9 protein-coding genes are annotated in these 5,327 nt (G+C 71.2%); 8 read left to right on the forward strand and 1 reads right to left on the reverse strand.

Annotation, left to right across the window (positions count from 1 at the left end; all coding sequences use genetic code 11):
* Positions 1 to 136 precede the first annotated feature (136 nt).
* Positions 137 to 988 carry a serine hydrolase gene (locus NS2_RS05905; RefSeq protein WP_147207098.1) on the forward strand — a complete coding sequence of 284 codons (852 nt, stop codon included), beginning with the start codon at positions 137 to 139 and terminating at the stop codon, positions 986 to 988.
* 150 nt (positions 989 to 1,138) lie between these two features.
* Positions 1,139 to 2,344 (forward strand): chromate efflux transporter, encoded by a 1,206-nt coding sequence (gene chrA, locus NS2_RS05910; protein ID WP_081985707.1) that lies wholly within the window; start codon positions 1,139 to 1,141, stop codon positions 2,342 to 2,344.
* A gap of 3 nt (positions 2,345 to 2,347) precedes the next feature.
* Here the strand turns inward: chrA and NS2_RS37185 are convergent, their stop codons facing one another.
* Positions 2,348 to 2,482: a hypothetical protein gene (locus tag NS2_RS37185; RefSeq protein ID WP_256255393.1), complete on the reverse strand. Its 135-nt coding sequence runs from the start codon at positions 2,480 to 2,482 to the stop codon at positions 2,348 to 2,350.
* A gap of 25 nt (positions 2,483 to 2,507) precedes the next feature.
* Between NS2_RS37185 and NS2_RS05915 the strand changes: the two genes are divergently transcribed.
* From NS2_RS05915 to NS2_RS05935, 6 genes are all read left to right on the forward strand, one after another.
* A complete protein-coding gene (locus NS2_RS05915; protein WP_033086337.1) occupies positions 2,508 to 3,452 on the forward strand; it encodes a class I SAM-dependent methyltransferase in 945 nt (314 codons plus the stop codon).
* 33 nt (positions 3,453 to 3,485) lie between these two features.
* A complete protein-coding gene (locus NS2_RS05920; RefSeq protein WP_143161270.1) occupies positions 3,486 to 3,671 on the forward strand; it encodes a glycosyltransferase family 1 protein in 186 nt (61 codons plus the stop codon).
* An 87-nt stretch (positions 3,672 to 3,758) separates the two neighbouring features.
* Positions 3,759 to 4,058 carry a hypothetical protein gene (locus tag NS2_RS38335; protein ID WP_353526440.1) on the forward strand — a complete coding sequence of 100 codons (300 nt, stop codon included), beginning with the start codon at positions 3,759 to 3,761 and terminating at the stop codon, positions 4,056 to 4,058.
* A complete protein-coding gene (locus NS2_RS05925) occupies positions 3,971 to 4,174 on the forward strand; it encodes a hypothetical protein (RefSeq protein ID WP_033086340.1) in 204 nt (67 codons plus the stop codon). The genes NS2_RS38335 and NS2_RS05925 overlap by 88 nt, the downstream gene beginning before the upstream one ends.
* 57 nt (positions 4,175 to 4,231) lie before the next feature.
* A complete protein-coding gene (locus NS2_RS05930) occupies positions 4,232 to 4,567 on the forward strand; it encodes a DUF732 domain-containing protein (RefSeq protein WP_143161269.1) in 336 nt (111 codons plus the stop codon).
* Between the two features lie 202 nt (positions 4,568 to 4,769).
* Positions 4,770 to 5,141 carry a hypothetical protein gene (locus NS2_RS05935; RefSeq protein WP_033086342.1) on the forward strand — a complete coding sequence of 124 codons (372 nt, stop codon included), beginning with the start codon at positions 4,770 to 4,772 and terminating at the stop codon, positions 5,139 to 5,141.
* Positions 5,142 to 5,327 lie beyond the last annotated feature (186 nt).

A 5,327-nucleotide genomic window follows, 5' to 3' on the forward strand; every position in this document is an offset into this window, starting at 1 on the left:
AGTATTAACAGGAAATTGACAGCCTTCAACTGGAAATGTCTCGAGCTTCGTGTCGATGTAATTAGCTATGACCCCGATTCAGGCCCGCTCACCGCACGCCCGGTGGACTTGGATCGCGGCCGGCAGTTTCGTCGCCGTGATCTCCCTGGCAGTCCTGGGCGCCCCGAGCGCCCTCGCCACCTCCCACGATCAGGTCGGTCTAGACCAGGTTCCGGAGACCACGCCCGGCGCGACGGTCGTTGTTCCGCATCCCATTTCGGTCACCGCCATCGCCCAGCGGATGCAGGCCGCCATCCAGGCCGCCTCGCCCGGCACCACGGTCGGCATCGACGTGGTGGACACCACCACGGGCACGGCCGTCGCGAGCCTCAATGCCGGGGAGCAGTTCTACACCGCCTCGGTGGTGAAGCTGCTCATCGCGCTCGACGCCCTGAAAAGCCGCAACTGGCAACCGGCTCCGGAGACCGCCGACCGGATCGGCCAGATGCTCTCGGCCAGCGACGACGATATCGCCGACCTGATGTGGGACAACGGCGGCAACAACGCCATCATCGACCGGATGGTGGAGACCATCGGGCTGTCGAACACCACCGCCCCCGAGGACACCGCCCAGTGGGGCGAAACCCTCACCACGCCAAGGGATGTGGTGTCGATCTTCCACTACATCACCACCACCGCCCCGGCCTCGGCGCGCGATCTGATCCTCGGCGCGCTGCACAACGCCGACCGCACCGCCGCCGACGGCACCGACCAGTACTTCGGTATCCCCGACGCCCTCACCGGCGCGAGCTGGGCCGTCAAACAGGGCTGGATGGACCTGAACTCCTCGACCACCCTCGACACCACCGGACTGGTCAGCCCCGCCCCCGACCAGCCGTACCGCTACGCGGTGGTGGTGCTGTCCACCCAGCCCGCGGGCACCGACTGGGCGGTGGCGGGCGCGGCCCTCACCTCCGGGGTGCAGCTGCTACACGCCGTGCTGCGGTAGCCCGCGAACCGCCGAGGTAACCCGGACCCGGAGTCCGCCGCATGCGTCAGGAGGTGACGCCGCGCCCGATCCGGACGGCCGGGTTAAGGTCGGCCGTCGGTTTCGGCACTCGATCCCGATTCGGTATCCGACCAGAGGAAGGAAGCCCGCGTGGTCGACTCGACGTCGCGCGCGGCCGCCACCCGGCCGGTGCGGCTGCGCGCCATCGCCCGCGAGTGGGGGCGCATCGGCTGCCTGGGCTTCGGCGGACCGCCCGCCCATATCACCATGCTGCGCGACCTGTGCGTGCGGCGGCGCGGGTGGATCGACGAGGCCGACTTCGAGGACCGGATCGCGGCCACCAATCTGCTGCCCGGTCCGGCCTCGACCCAGTTCGCCATCTACACGGCCTGGCGGCTGCGCGGCACGGCCGGGGCCCTCGTCGGCGGATGCTGTTTCATCGCACCGGGTCTGGCGCTGATCCTGGTGCTCGCGGCGGTGTTCCTGGCCGCCGACAGCCCCGGGTGGGTGCGCGGCGCGGCGGCCGGAGCGGGGGCGGCGGTCGCGGCCGTGGCCGTGCACGCCGCGACCGGAGTGATTCCCGCGAGCTGGGCCCGGGCCGGGGACGGCCGGGCCGCGCGGGCCCGCTGGATGGCCTATGCCGCAGTGGGTGTGGCGTCGAGCGCGGTGCTCGGGCCCTGGTTGGTCGCGGTGCTGATCGGCGCGGGACTGCTCGAGGTCGCGCTCCGGAGTGGCTCGGCGCGAGGCGAACTCGGCCCCGGCGGATCCGGGCGCGGGCGAGTGACGGCGTGGCCGGTGGCCGCGGGCACGGCGATGGCCACGGGTGGGCTGGGGGCACTGGCATGGGTGGCGTTCAAAGTGGGTGCGCTGTCCTACGGCGGCGGGTTCGTGATCATTCCGCTCATGCAGGCCGATGCCGTCGACCGCTACGGGTGGATGAGCGGCGCGCAGTTCCTCAATGCCGTTGCGCTGGGGCAGATCACGCCGGGTCCGGTGGTGCAGACGGTGGCGGTGGTCGGGTACGCGGCCGCGGGCCTGCCGGGCGGATTGCTGGCCGCCGCGGTCGCTTTCGCGCCGTCGTTCGCGTTCGTGCTCGCCGGTGGCCGCCACTTCGACCGGTTGCGGGCCGATCCGCGGGTGCAGGCGTTCTTCACCGGTGCGGGACCGGCGGTCATCGGGGCGATCGCCGGGTCGGCCATCCCGCTCGCCCATGCGCTGCACCACCTCTGGCAGTTCGGGGTGCTGGCGGCGGCCGCGCTGTGGCTGCTGGCGGCGCGGCGCGGGGTGGTCAGCACGCTGCTCGGGGCCGGACTGCTCGGCGTGCTCGCGGTGGCGGCGGGCTGGCCCGCCGGGTGAGATTCAGACCGTGATGCCGAGCGCGCCCGCGACCGCGCGGGTGAGGTGGTCGGTGACCTGCGCGGTAGTCCAGTTCCGGTGCTCGGTGAGGTCGTAGACCACGCTCGGCGGCGACACCATCGCGCCCACCACCGGCATCCAGCACACCGTCGCCGAGGGCCTGGTGCGCGCCGGGTTCCTGATCCGGCGCGGCCACCGCTACCGGCTCACCCGCACCGGCCACGACGTCGGCAAGAACCGCGGCTTCGGGCGGGTCGCGGTGCGCGGCTGGGAGCCCACCTTCCGGCAGCTGTCGGCCAGCCCGCACCGCGAATACATCCCCGCCGCCACCGAACCCGGCGAGGTGGCCCGCGGCTGCACCGATATCGCGCGGCGGCGGCCGGAGATCTTCGAGGCCATCGGCCGGTCCATCGCGGCCGGAACGCCCGGCACCACCGTCGATCTCGGCTGCGCCGACGCGGGCCGGGTGATGGCGCTGGCCGGGCTCGCCGGGCGGGAACGGTTCCTGGGCGTCGATATCGAGGACGGTGTGATCGCCGCCGCCACCGCCGAACTCACCGCGCGCGGGCTCGGCGACCGCATCACCCTGCTGGCCCGATCGGTGCAGCCCGAGGTGCACCCGCCCGCCTGGCTGGCCACCGTCGACCGCGCGGCCGTCACCACCGCCATGTCGTTCTTCCTGCTGCACCAATTGGCCAGCGACGGCGCGGGTATCGCCGCGGTGCTGCGCGGCTGGATGGACTGGTTCCCCAACCTGCGGCGGCTGGTGATCGGCGACGGCTATCTGCTCGAGGCGCCGTCCTGGACGCAACAGCCGTGGTTCTCCCCCACCTACGAGATCTACCACGCGGTCACCGGGGTGCGGCTGTGGACGCGGCAGGAATACGAGCAGGCCTTCGCCGAACTGGGCTGGACGGCGCGCCGCCGCCTGGAGGACCACACCATGCTGGTGACCAGCCTGTGCACCGACGTGCTGCGCGGCGAACTCCAGCGCCTGGGCATACCCGCCACCTACGACCTCGCTGCGGCGGGCACCCACAGCTGGCCCTACTGGCGCGACCATCTGGCCGCCGCCTGGCCGGTGCTGGCCGCCGCGCTGGGTTCCTGAGTCGGAATCGCCGGGGAGAAGGGAAGTTTCAGCGTGCGAGTGTTGTTCGTCGCCACCCCGCTGATCGGCCACGCCTTCCCGATGCTGCCGCTGGCGCTGCACCTGCGGGCGACCGGGCACGAGGTGGTGCTCGCCTCGGGCGACGAGGTGGTCACCGTCCTGCGCGATCGACTGCCCACGGTGACCGTGGCCGACCCGATGAGCGCGCGGGTTCCCTAGCGCGCCTTGGCCTTGCATCCGATCGCGGTTCGCAATGCGATCCGGGGCAGCGCCGATCCCGCGGTCGCCGACCGGGTCTTCGATTCGGTGAACCGCGCGATGATGAGACGAGTCCTCGCGGTGGCCGAGCACTTCGCACCCGACCTCATCGTGCACGAGCCCTTCGCCGCAGCCGCGGCCATTGCCGCGGAACTGCTGAAAACGCCTGCGGTACTGCACAATGTCGGCCTCGATCACGGCGAACGGGTGTGCACCCGGCTGGCGGGGGGCCGAGGCCGAGGTGGCTGGCTCACCGCGCCGTGCGAGCGCCCGCGAATCTCGAGGCCCGCGGCTGCGGCCTGTCGGTCCCGCCGCACCGGATCACCGCCGCCGACATCACCCGCCTGATCACCGACCCGGACCTGGCCGCCGCGGCCCGGGCGGTCGCCGCCGAGATGGCGGCCATGCCGGGTCCGGGCGACATCGCCTCGCGGCTGGCGGATTTGGCACGCCACGGCTCGTGACGGCCCGGTTCCGGCGCGGTACGCTGCCCCGGGTCGGTTGACGTTGAAGGAGAGTTCGTGGGTAAAAAGAGCCGTCTTGCTTCGGGTTTCGGAGTGATGGCCGCAGGGGTGGCATTGCTGGTGGGGACCGCTACCGGGGTGGCCGGGGCGGAGCGGGCGCTCACGGCGCAGGAACAGGCGTTCGTGAGTTACCTGCAGGCGCACGGTGAGCTACTGCAGGATCTGGATCCGCAGCTCGCCGCCATCGATGTCGGCAAGGCCGACTGCAACGCGCTCGCCGCGGGCATCACCAAGGAGCAGCTGTCCGAGCAGCTTCCGGGTGGGGCGGCCGAGAAGGAGGAGGCCGTGCTGTTCCTCGACGCGGCCACGGCTCCGGGTAGCCTCTGCGGCTGAGCCACGGTCGTAGAAAGCTTGCGGGCGCTGCCGGATTCGGTGGCGCCCGCAGTTTTTCCGAGCCGTGCGCCGCTATCTGGTTGCACAACTTGTTAATTGCATACCTTGCGGCATTCTTCAGCAAACCCCATACCGCTCGGCCCGGGCGGGCGTAGCGTCACCGCACGCGAGGACCCGTCACGGCCGCAGGGAAGGAAAATCCATGGCGGACTTGGAAGTTGCACTGAAGGACATGATGATGCTGGACGGCGCGATCGGCGCCGCCGTCGTCGACTATGGCAGCGGTATGCCGCTCGGCATGCTGGGCGGTACGAAGAACCTCGATATGGAGATCGCGGCCGCGGGCACCACCGAGGTGGTGCGCGCCAAACTCCGCACCATGGAACAGCTCGGCCTCAATGAGGAGATCGAGGACGTGCTGATGACGCTCAGCAGCCAGTACCACCTGGTGCGTCCGCTGCGCGGCCGGCGCTCCCGGGGTCTGTTCCTCTACGTCGCGCTCGATCGCGCGCGCGGCAATCTGGCGCTGGCCCGGCACCGGCTCAAGGACATCGAGGAGAGCCTCGAGGTCTGACCTCGGGAATTTCCTTTCGCGACGGTGTCGTATTCGCGGCAGCCCACGTTCACCGAGGTTTCGACAAGCCGGAGAAGTTCGTGGCCTCCCGGACACTGGCCGAGCCGCTGCCCTGGCAGCACTCGATCCTGCTGTCCGGGGACGCGGTGGCGGCCACGCGGCGGTTGCCGACCGCGTGAGGCGGCG

Source organism: Nocardia seriolae NBRC 15557 (assembly GCF_007990715.1).
Classification (GTDB): Bacteria; Actinomycetota; Actinomycetes; order Mycobacteriales; family Mycobacteriaceae; genus Nocardia; species Nocardia seriolae.

Coding starts and splice junctions, on each gene's coding strand:
- NS2_RS37185 (WP_256255393.1), bottom strand. CDS start 2,482: ATGCCGGTGGTGGGCGCGATGGTGTCGCCGCCGAGCGTGGTCTACGAC.
- NS2_RS05935 (WP_033086342.1), top strand. CDS start 4,770: ATGGCGGACTTGGAAGTTGCACTGAAGGACATGATGATGCTGGACGGC.